The organism is Nonomuraea diastatica (genome assembly GCF_004349015.1).
Taxonomy (GTDB): domain Bacteria; phylum Actinomycetota; class Actinomycetes; order Streptosporangiales; family Streptosporangiaceae; genus Nonomuraea; species Nonomuraea diastatica.
Genome location: NZ_SMKP01000052.1, coordinates 1 through 16,076 on the forward strand (window position 1 = coordinate 1; position 16,076 = coordinate 16,076).

At 69.5% G+C, this 16,076-nt stretch carries 17 protein-coding genes; 7 read left to right on the top strand and 10 right to left on the bottom strand.

Annotation, left to right across the window (positions count from 1 at the left end; translation table 11 throughout):
- Window positions 1-52 precede the first annotated feature (52 nt).
- Window positions 53-511: an Lrp/AsnC family transcriptional regulator gene (locus E1294_RS19465; RefSeq protein ID WP_132510053.1), complete on the bottom strand. Its 459-nt coding sequence runs from the start codon at window positions 509-511 to the stop codon at window positions 53-55.
- 127 nt (window positions 512-638) lie between these two features.
- Between E1294_RS19465 and E1294_RS19470 the strand changes: the two genes are divergently transcribed.
- Window positions 639-1,526 (top strand): phenylalanine 4-monooxygenase, encoded by an 888-nt coding sequence (locus E1294_RS19470; protein WP_132510055.1) that lies wholly within the window; start codon window positions 639-641, stop codon window positions 1,524-1,526.
- A gap of 336 nt (window positions 1,527-1,862) precedes the next feature.
- Window positions 1,863-2,804 carry a serine hydrolase gene (locus E1294_RS19475; RefSeq protein WP_246083117.1) on the top strand — a complete coding sequence of 314 codons (942 nt, stop codon included), beginning with the start codon at window positions 1,863-1,865 and terminating at the stop codon, window positions 2,802-2,804.
- Here E1294_RS19475 and E1294_RS19480 read toward each other — a convergent pair.
- Genes E1294_RS19480 through pstS form a run of 5 tightly spaced genes read right to left on the bottom strand, consistent with a single transcriptional unit; the run spans window position 2,773 to window position 7,246 of the window.
- Window positions 2,773-3,498: a winged helix-turn-helix transcriptional regulator gene (locus E1294_RS19480; RefSeq protein ID WP_132510057.1), complete on the bottom strand. Its 726-nt coding sequence runs from the start codon at window positions 3,496-3,498 to the stop codon at window positions 2,773-2,775. The two genes, E1294_RS19475 and E1294_RS19480, sit on opposite strands and share 32 nt — an antisense overlap.
- The gene (pstB, locus tag E1294_RS19485; RefSeq protein WP_132510059.1) at window positions 3,498-4,274 is read right to left on the bottom strand and encodes a phosphate ABC transporter ATP-binding protein PstB; all 777 of its coding nucleotides are present in this window, start codon (window positions 4,272-4,274) and stop codon (window positions 3,498-3,500) included. Before pstB ends, E1294_RS19480 begins: the two co-directional genes overlap by 1 nt.
- A 15-nt stretch (window positions 4,275-4,289) precedes the next feature.
- Window positions 4,290-5,165, bottom strand: coding sequence for a phosphate ABC transporter permease PstA (gene pstA / locus E1294_RS19490; protein ID WP_132510061.1), 876 nt, complete (start codon window positions 5,163-5,165; stop codon window positions 4,290-4,292).
- Window positions 5,162-6,142 (bottom strand): phosphate ABC transporter permease subunit PstC, encoded by a 981-nt coding sequence (gene pstC, locus E1294_RS19495; protein ID WP_132510063.1) that lies wholly within the window; start codon window positions 6,140-6,142, stop codon window positions 5,162-5,164. The genes pstA and pstC overlap by 4 nt, the downstream gene beginning before the upstream one ends.
- Before the next feature lie 6 nt (window positions 6,143-6,148).
- Complete coding sequence (gene pstS, locus E1294_RS19500; RefSeq protein WP_132510065.1) at window positions 6,149-7,246, bottom strand: phosphate ABC transporter substrate-binding protein PstS; 1,098 nt, start codon at window positions 7,244-7,246, stop codon at window positions 6,149-6,151.
- 146 nt (window positions 7,247-7,392) lie between these two features.
- Here pstS and E1294_RS19505 point away from each other — a divergent pair, with 146 nt between their 5' ends.
- On the top strand, window positions 7,393-7,839 hold the full coding sequence (locus tag E1294_RS19505; protein WP_246083118.1) for a low molecular weight protein-tyrosine-phosphatase: 447 nt from the start codon (window positions 7,393-7,395) through the stop codon (window positions 7,837-7,839).
- Window positions 7,826-8,623, top strand: coding sequence for a fructosamine kinase family protein (locus tag E1294_RS19510; protein WP_132510069.1), 798 nt, complete (start codon window positions 7,826-7,828; stop codon window positions 8,621-8,623). The genes E1294_RS19505 and E1294_RS19510 overlap by 14 nt, the downstream gene beginning before the upstream one ends.
- Here the strand turns inward: E1294_RS19510 and E1294_RS19515 are convergent.
- Window positions 8,620-9,462: a TetR/AcrR family transcriptional regulator gene (locus tag E1294_RS19515; RefSeq protein ID WP_132510071.1), complete on the bottom strand. Its 843-nt coding sequence runs from the start codon at window positions 9,460-9,462 to the stop codon at window positions 8,620-8,622. The genes E1294_RS19510 and E1294_RS19515 overlap by 4 nt on opposite strands.
- A 64-nt stretch (window positions 9,463-9,526) precedes the next feature.
- On the opposite strand from E1294_RS19515, the gene E1294_RS19520 reads away from it, so the two are divergent.
- A complete protein-coding gene (locus E1294_RS19520) occupies window positions 9,527-11,230 on the top strand; it encodes a right-handed parallel beta-helix repeat-containing protein (RefSeq protein ID WP_132510073.1) in 1,704 nt (567 codons plus the stop codon).
- On the opposite strand, the gene hisN is transcribed toward E1294_RS19520, so the two are convergent.
- From hisN to aroA, 3 genes are all read right to left on the bottom strand, one after another.
- A complete protein-coding gene (gene hisN / locus E1294_RS19525; RefSeq protein WP_425465212.1) occupies window positions 11,220-12,038 on the bottom strand; it encodes a histidinol-phosphatase in 819 nt (272 codons plus the stop codon). The two genes, E1294_RS19520 and hisN, sit on opposite strands and share 11 nt — an antisense overlap.
- Before the next feature lie 182 nt (window positions 12,039-12,220).
- On the bottom strand, window positions 12,221-13,264 hold the full coding sequence (rsgA, locus tag E1294_RS19530) for a ribosome small subunit-dependent GTPase A (RefSeq protein WP_132510077.1): 1,044 nt from the start codon (window positions 13,262-13,264) through the stop codon (window positions 12,221-12,223).
- A 174-nt stretch (window positions 13,265-13,438) separates the two neighbouring features.
- A complete protein-coding gene (aroA, locus tag E1294_RS19535; RefSeq protein ID WP_132510079.1) occupies window positions 13,439-14,710 on the bottom strand; it encodes a 3-phosphoshikimate 1-carboxyvinyltransferase in 1,272 nt (423 codons plus the stop codon).
- A 96-nt stretch (window positions 14,711-14,806) separates the two neighbouring features.
- On the opposite strand from aroA, the gene E1294_RS19540 reads away from it, so the two are divergent.
- Both E1294_RS19540 and E1294_RS19545 read left to right on the top strand, forming a co-directional pair.
- Window positions 14,807-15,550, top strand: coding sequence for an SOS response-associated peptidase (locus E1294_RS19540; protein WP_132510081.1), 744 nt, complete (start codon window positions 14,807-14,809; stop codon window positions 15,548-15,550).
- Window positions 15,551-15,706: 156 nt separating this feature from the next.
- Window positions 15,707-16,039 (top strand): TraR/DksA family transcriptional regulator, encoded by a 333-nt coding sequence (locus E1294_RS19545; protein ID WP_132510083.1) that lies wholly within the window; start codon window positions 15,707-15,709, stop codon window positions 16,037-16,039.
- The last annotated feature ends 37 nt before the right edge of the window (window positions 16,040-16,076 follow it).

The window sequence follows — 16,076 nt, forward strand, 5'->3', positions numbered from 1 at the left end:
GGGTTTCGACGCTTAGCGCGTCGAAACCCCCTCCTTTTTGTGTTTTCCGGGATCAGGTGACGGCGTCTGCCAGGAGTGGTTCGATCCGGTGGGGGATCTGGGTGGACAGGGCGATGGTGGAGTCCGTGCGTTGCACCGCGGGGGACGTCAGGATGTGGGCGATGATTTCCTGGAGGTGCTCCGTGGTTCTGGCGACGACCCGGCACAGCAGGTCGTGCTGTCCGCTCGTCCCGTGAACCTCCAGGATGTGCGGTACGGCGCGTAGCGCTTCCACCGCCTCCTCCAGGCGTCCCTGCGCGATCTGCAGCCAGACGAACGCCAGGATCGGATAGCCGGCGGCGGCCGGCGAAACGGTGGGGCCGAAGTCCTCGATGACGCCTCTGGCGGTCAGCTTCTCGACCCGAGCCTGGACCGTGCCCCTGGCCACCCTGAGCAGGCGGGCGAGTTCGGTCAGGCCGATGCGGGGGTGGGCTCGCATGGTCACGAGCAGGCGGGCGTCTAGATCGTCCACGAGGGCGTCCTCCGCGGCTGTGCGATTCGTCCAGGAAACACATGATCTGGCATGCGGGAACTAGCGTATCGCTCAGTCAGGCTGGTCGCTCTTGCCAGCGAAAGCGGGACTTGTTGTCATATGGGGCATGTTTGAGGAAGCGCAGTACTTCGCCCCAGTTGCGGCTCAGGCGGACGGCTCCGTGGTGGTCGAGTTGTCCGCCTCGCATCCGGGGTTCGCGGATCCGGTGTATCGGGCGCGGCGCAACGCCATCGCTGGGCTGGCGGTCAACTATCAGCCGGGGACACCCATTCCGACCGCCGAGTACACCGAGCAGGAGCACGAGGTGTGGGCGACGGTCACCAGGGAGCTGGGGATCAAGCACGCCAAGTACGCCACGGCGGAATATCTCGACGGCGCCGCCAGGCTGAGGCTGCCTCAGGAGAGGATCCCGCAACTGGAGGAGGTCTCCCAGCTCCTGGAGCCGCTGACCGGTTTCCGCTATCTGCCGGCGGCGGGGCTGGTGCCGCTGCGGGACTTCTACGGGGTGCTCGCGGACGGGCTTTTCCACTCGACGCAGTACATCCGGCATCACTCCGTTCCCTTCTACACGCCGGAGCCCGACGTCATCCACGAGGTGATCGGGCATGCCAACGCGCTCGCGAACCCCCGGTACGCCGCCCTCTACCGCCTCGCGGGCGAGGCCGCACGGCGCGTCGAGGGGGAGGAGGCGCTGGAGTTCGTGTCGAAGGTGTTCTGGTTCACCATGGAGTTCGGTGTCATGCGGGAGGCCGACGAGCTCAAGGCGTACGGGGCGGGCATCTTGTCGTCGTACGGGGAGATCGAGGAGTTCCGCGGCATGGATATCAGGCCGCTGGACCTGTCCGCCATGGGCACCACGCACTACGACATCACGAAATATCAGGATGTACTGTTCCGGGCCGAGTCGGTCCAGCACTTGGAGGACGTCGTCGGGGACTTCTGGTCCTCGTGTGACGACGATTCCATCGCGAAACTGGTCGCCGCTCGCGTCTAGCACTCTGACCGGGACGATCACCGGGTTGGGCGGTGATCGGCGGCGATGGTGGAGATCGCCGCTCGGTGACCGAGAGGATGCTTTACCTGCGGACGACGCGGGGAGGCGGAACTCCTCGCTGGTGCGGGCGGAACTTGCGCCGATGCCCACCAAGGCCGGGACCGAGCAGGCCCGGTCTCGTGGAGTCGAGGGATCACTCTTCGCACATGGTGTCCCCGCCTGGACCGTGACCCCCGCCGACGGAAACCGGAGGCATCGTGACCGCCGGTGCTCGCCGCGCTGATCTTCTGGTTGCGGCACTAGCGGCGTGTTGTGAAATGTCGTGATAATGCTCGGATGATCGCGCTTGGGGCGAGAGCGATACCACGACTGGTCATCATCATCGCCCTGCTCCTGCCGCTGGTCCCGATGCCCCGGCCCACGCCCGCGAAGATGCACGCTGCCATGCCGGCCGTGCTGGACGTGACCACGTCTTCCGAGGTGCGCCGGGAACCGCAAGGAAGGATCGAGCAGAGCGCACGCGAGGAGACACTGCCGCCGATCCCGGCCAAGAAGATCACCGAACGCCTCGACCGTTATCTGCGGGGCCGTCCAGGGCCGGTCACGGCCATGGTCAAGGAGCTGGAGACGGGGCGGGTCTACCGCTACCGTCCCGGTGAGCGGCTGATCACGGCGAGCACCGCCAAGGTCCAGATCCTCATGGCGCTCCTGCTCGACACCCCCTGGAAGAAGCTGCCCGCGGGCGTCAGGCACGACGCCGACCTGATGATCCGCTACAGCGACAACCACGCCGCCGACCGTCTCTGGCTGCGCATCGGCGGGGCCGCCGGCTTCACCAGGGCGGGAAAGAAGCTCGGCCTGAAACACACGCAGGGGGTTCCGGGGGACTGCCTCGACCTCTATTGCTGGGGAATCACCCGAACGTCCGTCGGGGACCAGATCCGCCTCATGCAGGCACTGGTGTCCGGCAGGAGCCCGCTGAGGGCCAAGGACCGCGAGCGGGTGCTCGACCTCATGGGCCGGGTCGTCGACGGTCAGGGCTGGGGGATCAGCGCCGCGACGTGCGAGGGTGAGCGCGCGGCGCTGAAGAACGGGTGGCTCAGGCGCGTCTCGACCAAGCGCTGGGCCACGATCAGCGTGGGGCTGATCAGGGGCGGCGGCCGCGACTACGCCGTTGCCGTGCTCACCGAGGGAAGCCCGGAGGTGTGGCACGGCATAGCGACCGTCGAAGGCGTCACCGAGCGCATCATGCGGGATTTCCGGAAATGCTCGGGGTGACGAGCCGGTAGCCCACGCCGCGTACGGTCTGGATGAGCTGGTCGTCCTCGTCGCCCAGGCGCGCACGCAGGCGTTTGACGTGCACCGCGATCGTGTTCGTGGACGTGGTCGCCGCGGCGTTCCACACGTGACGCATGATTTGCTCGCGGGTGACTGTACGGTCGGCGTTGCGCATCAGATACTGCAGCAGCTCGAACTCCCGCAGCGGCAGGTGCACGGTCCGTCCGCCCACGCGCACCTGGTAGGCCTGGACGTCCAACTCGACCCCGCCCACCGCCAGCACCTTGTGCGACTCGGGGGAGGCCGCCTGGATGAACGGCAGCAGTTCGGGCACCCGGTAGGGCCTGGCCACGCAGGCGGCCGCCCCTGCCGCGAGCGCGCGTACGGCCTGCTCGGCGTGGCCTTCCCCGACGCCGAGCAGCACCGGCACGGCCCGCGCGAGGCGTACCGCGCGGACGAAGTCCACGGCGTCGATGACCGGTAGCGTGGCCGAGACGAGCACCACGTCGGGCTGCAGGGCACCGGCCTGCAGCAGGCCCTGGGCGCCGTCAGGCGCGCCCGTGACGGCCACGCCCTCACGTTCGAGGGCGGCCGCCAGGGCGTCCACAACGGCGCCGTCAGGGTCGGCGATGAGCAGTACGGGTTTAGTCCTCGTGTCCCCGTTCATCGTGGATGCCGTCTGCTGTCGGTTCATCAACCGAAGCGTCCCGTGATGTAGTCCTCGGTGGCCTTCTGGGACGGGTTGGTGAACATGCGGGACGTTTCGTCCATCTCGATGACCTTGCCAGGCTTGCCCTGCTCGGCCAGGTTGAAGAAGGCGGTCCTGTCGCTGACCCGGGCGGCCTGCTGCATGTTGTGGGTGACGATGACGATCGTGTAATCGTCTTTGAGTTTGGCCATGAGGTCTTCGATGGCCAGCGTCGAGATGGGGTCGAGCGCCGAGCACGGTTCGTCCATCAGCAGCACCTGCGGTTTGACCGCGATGGCCCGCGCGATGCAGAGCCGCTGCTGCTGCCCGCCGGACAGGCCCGCGCCGGGTTTGCTGAGCCGGTCTTTGACTTCGTTCCAGAGGTTGGCGCCCTTCAGCGACTCCTCCACGGTGTCGTCGAGTTGCGACTTGCTGACGCGGCCGTTGAGCCGGAGGCCGGCGGCGACGTTGTCGTAGATCGACATCGTGGGGAACGGGTTGGGGCGCTGGAAGACCATGCCGATCATCCGGCGTACGGAGACGGGTTCGACGTTGCTGTTGTACAGGTCGTCGCCGTCGAGCAGGACCTTGCCCTCGACCCGAGCGCCGGGGATCACCTCGTGCATGCGGTTGAGCGTGCGCAGGAACGTCGACTTGCCGCACCCGGACGGGCCGATGAACGCGGTGATCGAGCGCGGCTCGATGGTCATCGACACGTCCTCGATCGCCTTGTGCGACCCGTAGTACGCGTCGAGGCCCGAGACCTGGATCTGCTTGGACATATCTGCGGTTACCCCCTATCGGCGCCTGGCGGGTGAACGCCACCAGGCGATCAGACGCGCCACCAGGTTGAGCAGCATGACGATCAGGATGAGTGTGAGGGCTCCGGTCCACGCCCGGTCGATGGCGGTGTCGTTGGGACGCGCCGCCTGGTCGAAGACGTAGAGGGGCAGGCCCATCTGCGGCCCGGAGAACGGGTCGTTGTTGATGGAGTCGGTGAAGAACACCGTCAGGAGCAGCGGCGCCGTCTCGCCCGCGACCCTGGCCACGGCCAGCATGACGCCCGTCACGATGCCGGTGAACGCGGTCGGCAAGACGACCTTGAGGATCGTGCGCCACTTGGCCACGCCCAGCGCGTACGACGCCTCACGGAGGTCGTCGGGCACCAGCCGGAGCATCTCCTCGGCGGATCTGACCACGGTCGGCATCATCAGGATCGACAGCGCCATCGCGCCGGCGAAGCCGGAGTAGGGCATGCCCAGGAACAGGATCCAGAACGCCAGCACGAACAGGCCGGCGACCACCGAGGGGATGCCGGTCATGACGTCGACGAAGAAGCTGATGGCCCGGCTCAGCCGGTCGCCGCTGCCGTATTCGACCAGGTAGATCGCGGTGAGCAACCCGACGGGGACCGAGATGAGCGAGGAGAGCAGGACCTGTTCCAGGGTGCCGATGATGGCGTGGTAGGCGCCGCCGCCCACATCGCGCGCGCCGATTCCCCGCATCGAATGGGTGAGGAACGTCATGTCGAAGCGCGCCAGGCCGTTGGAGATCACCAGCCAGAGTACGGACACGAGCGGCACCACGGCCAGCGCGAACGCCAGATAGACCAGCCCCTGGACGATGCGGTCCTTGAGCCGGCGGCCGGTCGAGATGTGCTGGATGGTGGTCATGTGTCGGCCTTCATGAGCTCTTTGCGCCGGTTGATGATCATGCGGGCGGCCATATTGACGAGCAGGGTGATGATGAACAGCACGAGGCCTGAGGCGATCAGTGCGCCACGGCCGATTTCGCCGGCCTCGCCGAACCCGTTGGCGATGTTGGCGGCGATGCTGTTGCCCTGGGGGGTGAGGATCTGGAAGCTGATGCCGAACGTCGCCGGGAAGATCAGCGCGACCGCGATCGTCTCGCCCATCGCCCGGCCGAGTCCGAGCATCGCGGCGCTGATCACGCCGGGGCGGCCGAAGGGCAGCACCGCCATGCGGATCATCTCCCAGCGGGTGGCGCCGAGGGCCAGCGCGGCCTCCTCGTTCGTCTTCGGGACCTGCAGGAACACCTCGCGCGAGATGGCCGCGATGATCGGCAGAATCATGATCGCCAGCACGATGCCGCCGGCGAGCATGGTCTTGCCGCCGATCGCGCCCTCACCGGCGAACAGCGGGAACCAGCCGAAGTTCTCGTTGAGCCACTGCGACGGCTCCCTGAGCAGTGGCACCAGGAAGGCCACGCCCCACAGGCCGTAGATCACGCTGGGCACCGCGGCGAGCAGGTCGATCAGGTAACCGAGCGGCCCGGCCAGGCGTCGCGGCGCGTAGTGGGAGATGAACAGCGCCACGCCCACCGCGATGGGCATGGCGATGACGAGTGCGAGTGCCGAGCTGAGCACGGTGCCGAACGCCAGCGCGCCGATGCCGAACACCTGGCTGTTGTTCGGGTCCCACGTCAGCTCGGTGAGGAAGTTGCCCTTGTTGGCCCGCAGCGCGGGGATGGCCTCGCCGATGAGGAAGACGGCGATGGCCGCCATGATCCCCAGCAGGAGGATGCCGGCCCCGGTGGACAGGAAGCGGAAGGGCGCTTCACCATGGCTGCGCCGCGAGGCGGACCGGCTCGTGGCCGGTCCGCCTTCACGGATTTCCGTTTTGGTCGTCATCAGCTCTTAGGAGATCGCCTCGACGGTGGAGCGGACCTTGGTGAGCAGCTCTCCGGACAGCGGGGCGTAGCCCAGGTCCTTCAGCGCCGCCTGGCCCTCGTCGCTGGCGGTGTAGGTGAGGAACGCCTTGACCAGCTTCGACTCCTCGGCCGACAGGCCCTTCTCACAGGTGATCTCGTACGTCACCAGCACGATCGGGTAGGCGCCCGGCGCCTTGGTGGCGTAGTCGATCGACAGGGCGAGGTCGTTGCCGGTGCCCTTGATCTCGGCGGTCTCGACGGTCTTGGCCGCGCTCTCCGGGGTCAGCTCGACGAACTCGCCGGAGCCGTTGGCGACCTTGGCCTTCTGGAGCTGGGAGTTGTCGGCGTACGACATCTCGACGTAGCTGATCGCGCCCTCGGTGTCCTTGACCGAGGTGGCGATGCCGTCGGAGCCCTTGGCGCCCTGGCCCTTGGCCTCGGCGGGCCACGCCTTGGCGGCCTCGTACGGCCAGTCGGCGGTGGCCTCGAGGAACTTGGTGAAGTTGTCGCTGGTCCCCGACTCGTCGGCCCGGTGGAAGGCCTGGATCGGCGTGGACGGGAGCGTGGCATTGGGGTTGTCGGCCTTGATGGCCGGGTCGTCCCACTTGGTGATCTTGCTGTTGAAGATGCCGCCGAGCGTCTTGGGGGACAACTGCAGGCCCTCGACGCCGGGCAGGTTGTACACGACCGCGACGGGGCCGGTCACCATGGGGATGTTGACGGCCTTGCCGGTCTTGCACCGGGCGTCGGCCTTGGCGGGCTCGTCGTCCTTCAGGGCCGAGTCGGAACCCGCGAGCGCGACCGTGCCCTGGATGAACGCCTGGATGCCGGCGCCGGAGCCGCTGGGCTGGTAGTTGATGCTCACCCCGGAGTTCTTGGCCTGGAACTCCTTCTTCCACTGGTCGATCGCGTTGGCCTGGGCAGAGGAGCCCGCAGCGTTGATCGTGCCGCTCAGACCACTGTCTGCCGCGGCCTCGGTGGCGGCGGTGGTGCCACTGGCCCCGGTGTTGTTGTCTGTGCCGCACGCAGCGAGCGAGAGCGCGCCGACGAAGGCCACGGCGGCGAGCCGGCCTGCATACTTCACGGTTGGGTTCCTCCCACTTGGTCCTTAGTCGCCATGAAGCTATGCAGCGAAGGTGACTCAGACCCCTAACGAGGGTGAACGTTCGGTGAACGCACCAGGTCACCCTCATGATGGGTGCTATGACTTATCGCGTATGCCTCGTATGCATGGGCAACATCTGCCGCTCCCCGATGGCGGAGGTGGTGCTCCGCCAGACGCTCAACGGCCGCGGGCTGGGGGACCGGGTGACCGTCGAGAGCGCCGGGACCGGGGAATGGCACGTGGGGGATCCCATGGACGAGCGGGCGCTCGACATCCTGGCCCGGCACGGGTACGACGGCTCGGTGCACCGGGCACGGCAGTTCGCGGGCGACTGGTTCGCCCGTTATGACCTGGTTCTGGCCATGGATCGGGACAACCTTTCCACTTTGCGGCGGATGGCTCCGTACGAGGTGGAGGTGAGGCTGTTCCGGTCGTTCGACCCTGCCGCGCCGGAGGGAGCCGAGGTGCCCGATCCGTACTACGGGGGCCCCGAAGGGTTCGAGGAGGTGCTCGCGCTGGTCAAGGCGGCATCCGAGGGCGTGGCCAAGCACATCGCCGATGAGACGGACTGAGGACCTCGGCTCGTCGCACGGCCGGCGGCTCCAGCGGGGCGTGCTGAACGACGGGCGCGAGGTGTTCGTGAAGAGCGGCCAAGGCGGCGGGCGCCGCTCCGAGATGTTCGCCTCCGAGGCCGCCGGGCTGCGGTGGCTGGGCGAGGCGATCGCGGTGCCCGAGGTGATCGAGGCCGGGCCCGACCGGCTCGTGGTGTCGTGGGTGCGGCAGGAGCCGCCCAGCGCCGCGGCGGCCGAGCGGTTCGGGCGTGCGCTGGCCCGGCTGCACGGCGAGGGGGCGGACGGTTTCGGCGCGCCGTGGCCGGGGTTCATCGCCGAACTGCCGATGGACAACGCGCCCGCGGCCGACTGGCCGTCCTTCTACGCCTCGCGGCGGGTGCTTCCGTTCCTGCGGCAGGCCCGGTTGCCGGCACGGGACGTCTCCCTGGTCGAGCGGGCGGTGGACCGGTTCGCCGAGGTGGCGGGGCCGGCCGGGCCTCCCGCGCGCATCCACGGTGACCTGTGGAGCGGGAACGTGTTGTGGTCGGGCGGGTCGGGGGTGCTGGTCGATCCGGCCGCCCATGGCGGGCACAGGGAGACCGATCTGGCCATGCTCGACCTGTTCGGGCTGCCGTACCTCGACCGGGTGCTGGGTGCCTACCGGGAGGAGTGGCCGCTTGCGGAGGGGTGGCGGGAGCGGGTGCCGCTGCACCAGCTGCATCCGCTGCTCGTGCACGTGGTGTTGTTCGGGGGTGGCTACCGGGACGCCCTGATGAGCGCGGTGGGGCGCGTGCTGGCGCTTTAACCTTTCCTGCGTTTCCGGTAGGCGCGCTGCTGGCAGGCGCGTGAGCAGTAGACGCGGGGACGGCCGGACGGAGCCGGCTCCAGGGGGCCGCCGCATTCCGTGCATATTTCATCACGAATTTCGTCACGCTGTCGAACGAGGACCTCGATGCCGTCGAGCAGCCGGCGCAGGCCGAAGTCGAAGGAGTCCTCGGGCTGGTCCCAGCCGCCCGCTGTCCACAGGTGGGAGAGCATCGGATAGCGGTCGAGGCGTTCGAAGAGCGAGTCGCGCGAGCCCCACCACTCCTCCTCCGACACCCCGCTGCGCCGCTCCTCCCGCCGGGTCTCGACCAGGACCAGGGCCTCCGCGTCGACGAACCGGCCGACCATGCCCACGACCGCGATGACCTCCGAGGGGCGCAGCGCCGTGCCGGCGAGCGTGCTCAGCATGTAGTCGTAGTGGGCGACGGCGTTGGGACCGGGGACGTGGCGGCTGCCGCGCACCTCGGCCAGCCACGGATGCCGCTTGCGGAGTTCCCACGCGTGCCTGGCCACGGCCTCCAGGCGGGCCCGCCAGCCGCCCGTCTCCGGGGCCCGCGGGTGCTCGCCGAGAACCTCGTCGAGCATCAGGTCGACGAGCTGGCCGCGGCCGGGCACGTGACGGTAGAGCGACATGGTCGTGAACCCGAGCCGGTCGGCGACCTTGCGCATCGACAGGCCCGCCAGGCCCTCGTCGTCGGCGAGCTCGACGGCGGCCCGCACGACCCTGGGCAGGCTGAGGCCCTGCCTCGGCTCGCGGCCGCCGGCCCTCCACAGCAGCTCGACTCCGTGGTCGGGGTCGTCGGCCCTGCCCCTCGCCATGCGCGCCCTCCCTCGTTTATGGTGTACTTCTCCGTGTACGGCATAAACAGCAAAGGTGGTTCAGATGTTCCAGTTCCACGTCGCGCCCTCCGGCGACGACTCCTGGCCGGGATCGGCCGGGCGTCCCTTCGCCACCCTCGACCGCGCCAGGGCCGCGGCCCGCGAGACCGGCGGCGACGCCGTCGTCCACCTTAGGGGTGGCGTGCACCCGCTCGCGCGGCCGTTCGAGCTGACCGAGGCCGATTCGGGGATCGTCTTCCAGGCGTACGGCTACGGCACCCCCGAGCAGGAGGAGCCCGTGATCAGCGGCGGGCGGGTCATCACGGGATGGCAGGAACGCGACGGCGTCTGGGTGGCCGAGGTCGGCGAGCTCGACACCCGCCAGCTCTACGTCGACGGGCGCCGGGCCGAGCGGGCCGCCGTCCCCGGGCTGCCTGGCGAGGCCCGCGCGACCGCCACCGGCTACGTCACCGAAGGCGAGTCGCTCGGCTGGCGCAGCCCCGGAGACGTCGAGTTCGTCTTCCGGGGCGTCTACCCCTGGACGGAGGCCCGCTGCGGGGTCGCCGCCGTCTCCCGCGACGGGGACGCCACCGTGATCACCATGGCGCAACCCGCCTTCGGGTGGGCCGGCGAGCTGTACAACTCCACGTGGGAGGGCCGGTCGTCGAGCGGGCCCGGCCTGCCCACCCGCATCGAGAACGACGCCGCCTTCCTGGCCGAGCCGGGCACCTTCGTGCTCGACCGGTCGCGTCCAGGGCGGCACGTGCTGATGTACCTGCCCCGCTCCGACGAGCACCCCTCCCGTACGCGGGTCGTCGCGCCTGTCCTGGAGCGCCTGGTGAGCGTCACAGGGACACGGGACGTGTCGTTCAAGGGCCTGGTGTTCGCCGAGGCCGGCTGGCTGCGTCCGAGCGCGCCCGAGGGGTTCCTGCACTACCACGGCACCGGCTACTACGAGGGCGGCGGCGTCGAAACGGCGGTCATCGGGGAAGGGGCGTCCGTGACGTATCCCTCCGCTTCCGTCACGATCCCCGCCTGCGTCACCTTCGACGCCGCCGAGAACGTGACGATCGAGAGCTGCCGGTTCACCCGGCTCGGCGCCTCCGGGCTGGGCGTCACCGGCGGCGCCGGTCTCGCGGTGCGCCGCTGCGCGTTCGACACGTTGTCGGGCGCCGGCATCGAGGCCTCCGGCAGCCGGGCGACCTCGATCGAGGACAACCGCGTGCACCACATCGGGCTCGAGTTCAGCGGCGCGCCTGGCATCTCCGTGGCGGGCACGCGTGACTGCGTGGTCGCGCACAACGAGGTGGCCCACGTGCCCCACTGCGGGATCGTCGTGGGTTCCGGGCAGGCCACCCGCATCCTGCGCAACCTCACGGCGGACACCATGGAGGTCCTGGCCGACGGGGGCGGCGTCTACCTGTCGGGGCCGCAGGGCGACTCCATGGACAACCAGGCGCTCGTCCAGGGGAACGTCATCAAGGACACGCGCACGCCGTACAACTTCGGGCTCTACACCGACTACGGGGCCTCGTGGGTGACGGTGGAGGGCAACGTCGTCCTGCGGGCGGACAACACGGCCGTCCTCGAGGTGGGGCCGCCGCTGGAGAACGTGGTCTACCGGGGGAACTTCTGGGACCAGGATCCGCTGGGACACGACAATCCGCCCAGCGGGGTCACGTATGGGGGAAATGTGACGTACAAGGATGAACGGGAGTTGAACGTCGCAACCGCCGGCATCCAGGCCGAGGCTGGGCCTAGGCGTTGAGCCGGCGGACGACCTCGTCGTGGAGGGTGCCGTTGGTGCAGACGAGGCTGCCGCCCTCCAGGCCCTTCACGCCCGCGACGTCGGTCCACACGCCGCCGGCCTCCTCGACGATCACGGTGAGCGCCGCCATGTCCCACGGCGACAACTCGGGCTCGGCGGACACGTCCGCCGAGCCCTCCGCGACCATCATGTGCGACCAGAAGTCGCCGTACGCCCTCGTGCGCCAGCAGGCGCGGCCGAGGTCGAGAAAGTTGTCGAGCCGGCCCGTCTTCTCCCAGCCGTCGAAGCTGGAGTAGGAGAACGACGCGTCCTCCAGGGCCGATACCGACGACACGGTCATCCTGGACGCCTTGGTCAGGCTCTTGCCGGTCCACGCGCCGCCCTCGGTGGCCGCCCACCAGCGTCTGCCGAGCGCGGGGGCCGACACGAGGCCGACGACGACCTGGCCGTACTCCATGAGCGCGATCAGGGTCGCCCACACGGGCACGCCGCGCACGTAGTTCTTGGTGCCGTCGATGGGGTCGATGATCCACGACCGGGCGCCCCACCCGGTCTTGCCGAACTCCTCTCCCACGACCGCGTCGCGCGGCCTGGCACGGCGCAGCGTGCCCCGGATGGCCTCCTCCACCGCGCGGTCGGCGTCGCTGACCGGCGTCAGATCGGGCTTGGTGTCGACCTTCAGGTCGACCGCCTTGAACCGCCGCATGGTCAGGTCATCGGCGGCGTCCGCCATGACATGCGCGAGGCGAAGATCATCGTTGTAACCCTGCACGGTCGCCCACGCTACCGTGAGTCGTATACCGAACATCAGTCACCAACGTCTCTTTTCTGGTAACCGGTATCCCTTTTCCCTGTCAGTGGTAAGTACGTCATGTCGAGAGATGTCACTGATCTTCCGTGGCAGTCCGTCCCTTTTGCCCGCCCATTGACCGCCAGAAAGGCAGCGGGTACGAGCTCGCCATGACAGCACGTAAGGGCACGTGAAAGGGGTCAGGGAGAGTCGTCGGGTGAGCCGTCGCGGCTGGACAGGAGGCGGCGGAGCGACTCCAGGCGGGCGGGGTCGGCGTTGCCGGCGGCCACCCGGGCGTCCAGGGCGCAGGCGTCGCCCAGGTGGGTGCAGCCCTTCGGGCAGTCGACCGTGCCCTCCACCAGGTCGGGGAACGCGGCCAGCACCGTCTCCACCGACACGTGGGCCAGGCCGAAGCTGCGCACCCCCGGGGTGTCGATGATCCAGCCACCCTCCTGCAGCTCCAGGGCGACGGCCGAGGTGGAGGTGTGGCGGCCGCGGCCCGTGACGGCGTTGACCTGGGAGACGGCGCGGTTGGCGTCGGGGACCAGGGCGTTGACCAGGGTGGACTTGCCGACGCCCGAGTGGCCGACCAGAACGCTGATGCGCCCGGTCAGGTGGTCGCGCAGCTCGTCGAGCGAGCCGCCCTTGCGCACGACGACGTGCGAGACACCCAGCGGTTCGTACAGGGCGACCAGGGAGTCGGGCGGAGCGAGGTCGGACTTGGTGAGGCAGAGCAGAGCGTCGATCTCGGCGTCGAACGCGGCCACCAGAATGCGGTCGATCATGCGGGGGCGGGGCGGCGGATCCGCCAGGGCGGTCACGATGACGAGCTGGTCGGCGTTGGCGACGACCGGGCGTTCGATGCCGTCGGTGTCATCGGTGTCGTCGGCCGAGCGGCGCAACATCGAGCTGCGCGGGTCCACGCGGACGACCCTCGCCAGGGTGTCGGGGCGGCCGGAGACGTCGCCGACCAGGGCGACCCGGTCACCCACGACGATGCCCTTGCGGCCGAGCTCGCGGGCCTTCATGGCGACCACCAGGCGGCGCTGCGACTGCTGCCTGCGTTTCTGGGCCGACCCCTTAGGACGTTCGGGCTCGACCAGGACGGTGTAGCGGCCCCGGTCGACGGCGATCACGAAACCTCCGACGGCGTCCTCGTGCGCAGGACGGATCCGGGTGCGCGGCCGTGACCCCTTGCCCGGCCTGACCCGTACGTCGTCCTCGTCGTACTCCCGCTTTCTCAGCGGTCCGCTCCCATACGCTCGCTTCCCCTCTGTGGTCGGTGACAGGGTGCTCGGTGACGCGGGCCGGGTGCGGCGGGTTGGTGCGGGCAGCGCGCAGTCACGTGTCGCCCATCTCCGACGTGCCCGGGGTTTCCCCCATGAAACCAGCGGCGGGCAGCGGCCGGATCACCGTCGTCATCGGGTGTCCAGCATCGCCGCCCACATCTGGACGAACTCTGGCAGGGTCTTGGCGGTCGTCGCGACGTTCTCCACCCGCACTCCCGGGACCGCGAGCCCGATCACCGCTCCAGCGGTGGCCATGCGGTGGTCGTCGTAGCTGTGGAAAGTGCCGCCGAGCAGCGGGCGGGGGCGGATGACCAGGCCGTCTTCCGTCTCCTCGGCGTCGCCGCCGAGGTGGTTGATCTCGGTGGCCAGCGCGGCCAGGCGGTCGGTCTCGTGGCCGCGCAGGTGGCTCACGCCCCGGATGCGGCTCGGGGTGCGCGCGAGCGCGGCCAGCGCGGCGATCGTCGGGGTCAGCTCGCCGACCTCGTGCAGGTCGGCGTCGACGCCGGTGATCTCGCCCGTGCCCGTGACGACCAGGTCGGCCGTGCGGGTGACCGTGGCGCCCATGGAGGTGAGCAGGCCCCGCAGGGCGTCGCCGGGCTGTGTGGTCTCGGCGGGCCATGCCGGGATGGTGACCGTGCCGCCCGTGACCAGCGCGGCGGCCAGGAACGGGGCCGCGTTGGACAGGTCGGGCTCGACCGTGACGTCTCTCGCCGCGATCCGGCCGGGCTCGACGCGCCACACGTCGCGCTCGCCGTCGTCGACCGTGACGCCGGCCGCCCTGAGCATCTGCACCGTCATCTCGATGTGCGGCTGCGAGGGCACCGGCGGGCCCACGTGGCGAATCGTGACGCCCTTCTCGAAGCGCGCGGCCGCCAGCAGCAGCCCCGAGACGAACTGCGATGAGCCCGACGCGTCCAGCGTCACCTCGCCGCCCGTGACGGGCCCGGTGATCGTGAACGGCAGCGCGTCGTTGTCGACCCGCGCCTTCAGCGATCGCAGCGCGTCGAGAATGGGCCCCATCGGACGCTTGCGTGCGTGAGGGTCGCCGTCGAAGTGGACCGGGCCGTCGGCCAGCGCGGCCATCGGCGGGACGAAGCGCATGACCGTGCCCGCCAGGCCGGCGTCGATGCTCACGCCGCCGCGGACCGGGCCGGGCGTCACGTGCCAGTCGACCCCCGCGGCGCTCTCGCCGCCGGCCACCAGCGTGGTGCCGAGCGCCCGCAGCGCGGCCGCCATCAGGTCCGCGTCGCGGCTGCGCAGCGCACCGCGCACGACGCCGGGGCCGTCGGCGAGTGCGGCGAGCAGGAGCGCGCGGTTGGTCACCGACTTGGAGCCGGGCAGCGAGACGGTGGCGCTGACGGGGGTCGTCGCCGTCGGTGCGGGCCAGAGCGGAGCGGGCATGGTCAAAGAGTACTGGGAGTGGCGGGACGCGGTCGAAGCTGCGCGCCGCCGCAGGGCGGACACGCGAGTGAGGGAAGGACATGGCAGTGTGGTGTCATGTGCGGTAGATACGCCTCGGCGCGCAAGAAGCACGAGCTGCTCGAGGAGTTCCAGATCGAGCAGGACGGTGACCCCGACAAGGAGCTCGGCGCCGACTACAACGTGGCGCCGACCAAGAACGTCTACGCCGTCCTGAGCCGCGTGCCCCACGAGGCAGAGCGGGCGGTCCGCCAGCTCAGGATCGTCAAGTGGGGCCTGGTCCCCGCCTGGGCGAAGGACCCGTCGATCGGCTCGCGGCTGATCAACGCCAGGGCCGAGACGCTGGCGGACAAACCGTCCTACCGCCGGGCGTTCGCCAAGCGCAGATGCCTGCTCCCGGCCGACGGCTATTTCGAGTGGATGCCGGTCGAAGGCGAAAAGAAGAAACAGCCGTACTTCATCCATCCCGCGGACGGCGGGGTGCTGGCCATGGCCGGCCTGTACGAGTTCTGGAAGGATCCGTCGCGCGCCGACGACGACCCGCTCAAATGGCTCGTCAGCTGCACCGTCATCACCACAGACGCCGAAGACCACCTGGGCCGCATCCACGACAGGATGCCCATGATGATCGAGCGCGACCGCTGGGCCGAATGGCTCGATCCCAAGCTCACCGACACCGAGCGGGCCTCGGAGCTGCTGGTGCCCGCCGAGTCGGGGCGGCTCACGGCGTACGCGGTCGCCACGGATGTGAACAATGTCAGGAACAACGGCCCCGACCTCATCAAACCGCTCCCCGAGGCGGGGGATCCTGCGCTGTTCTAAAGGTGTAAGAAGCACGGTAAGTGGGCATTCGGTGAGAAAGCGATGCAACCGTTCACTCGGTGTCACCGCCACATAGACCCCCATTGATCGCGCCGGCGGGGACATCCGGGGAGTCCTGGCCGCAGGCTTCCCTCATTCACCCGGAGGTGCGGATTCGTGGACGTCACGACCGCTCGTGAGCGGCTGAAAGACATGCTCGCCGAACTGGACCGCTCGATCGGGGTCCTCAAAGGCGACCCCGTCGCGGTGCGGGAATACTCCGCGGCCGACGCGGGCTCCGACCTGACCGACGCCGACCGCGCGCAGGCCATGCTGACCGTGGCCACCGCGCAGCGCCGCGCGGTGGTGGAGGCGATCGAGCGCATCGACGAAGGCGCCTACGGCAGGTGCGTCGACTGCGGCAAGCCCGTGCCGGAAGGCCGGCTGGAGGCCCGCCCCGAGGCCGCGCGGTGCGTGCAGTGCCAGGGGAAACGGGAGCGCCGCCGCTGACCGCGCCGGGGCCGCCGGCCACGAAGAACGGCGGCCC

Coding starts and splice junctions, on each gene's coding strand:
- E1294_RS19470 (WP_132510055.1), top strand. CDS start 639: ATGTTTGAGGAAGCGCAGTACTTCGCCCCAGTTGCGGCTCAGGCGGAC.
- hisN (WP_425465212.1), bottom strand. CDS start 12,038: ATGTTCGGTATACGACTCACGGTAGCGTGGGCGACCGTGCAGGGTTAC.
- pstC (WP_132510063.1), bottom strand. CDS start 6,142: ATGACGACCAAAACGGAAATCCGTGAAGGCGGACCGGCCACGAGCCGG.
- pstA (WP_132510061.1), bottom strand. CDS start 5,165: ATGACCACCATCCAGCACATCTCGACCGGCCGCCGGCTCAAGGACCGC.
- E1294_RS19515 (WP_132510071.1), bottom strand. CDS start 9,462: ATGGCGAGGGGCAGGGCCGACGACCCCGACCACGGAGTCGAGCTGCTG.
- E1294_RS19540 (WP_132510081.1), top strand. CDS start 14,807: ATGTGCGGTAGATACGCCTCGGCGCGCAAGAAGCACGAGCTGCTCGAG.
- aroA (WP_132510079.1), bottom strand. CDS start 14,710: ATGCCCGCTCCGCTCTGGCCCGCACCGACGGCGACGACCCCCGTCAGC.
- E1294_RS19480 (WP_132510057.1), bottom strand. CDS start 3,498: ATGAACCGACAGCAGACGGCATCCACGATGAACGGGGACACGAGGACT.
- E1294_RS19505 (WP_246083118.1), top strand. CDS start 7,393: ATGGGCAACATCTGCCGCTCCCCGATGGCGGAGGTGGTGCTCCGCCAG.
- E1294_RS19520 (WP_132510073.1), top strand. CDS start 9,527: ATGTTCCAGTTCCACGTCGCGCCCTCCGGCGACGACTCCTGGCCGGGA.
- E1294_RS19475 (WP_246083117.1), top strand. CDS start 1,863: ATGATCGCGCTTGGGGCGAGAGCGATACCACGACTGGTCATCATCATC.
- pstB (WP_132510059.1), bottom strand. CDS start 4,274: ATGTCCAAGCAGATCCAGGTCTCGGGCCTCGACGCGTACTACGGGTCG.
- E1294_RS19510 (WP_132510069.1), top strand. CDS start 7,826: ATGAGACGGACTGAGGACCTCGGCTCGTCGCACGGCCGGCGGCTCCAG.